The organism is Monashia sp. HAY1-2A, assembly GCF_056755315.1.
Map to the genome: position 1 here is coordinate 1 of NZ_JBNDHY010000823.1, position 233 is coordinate 233.

General features: G+C 56.7%; 1 protein-coding gene. It reads left to right on the top strand.

The window, feature by feature from the left end:
- On the top strand, positions 1-233 hold a 233-nt coding region (locus ACPYOM_RS24075), incomplete at both ends, for an iron chelate uptake ABC transporter family permease subunit (protein ID WP_481347913.1).

The following is a 233-nucleotide window of genomic DNA, read 5'->3' on the forward strand; positions in this document are numbered from 1 at the left end:
GTGCGGCGCTGGCGATTGTGCTTGGCATTGGGATTCCCGGCGTGCCGGATCAATGGTTTATCTCCGCCAACGCCTTCATTTTTGCCTTATTTGCCGCACTGATGCTCGACGGTATCACCCGCTGGACGCGCGTTGCCAGCTCCGGTGTGGTGCTGTTTGGTATCGCGCTGGTCTTTACCTTCAACGCACTGGTTTCGCTGATGCAGTTTATCGCCACCGAAGACACCTTACAG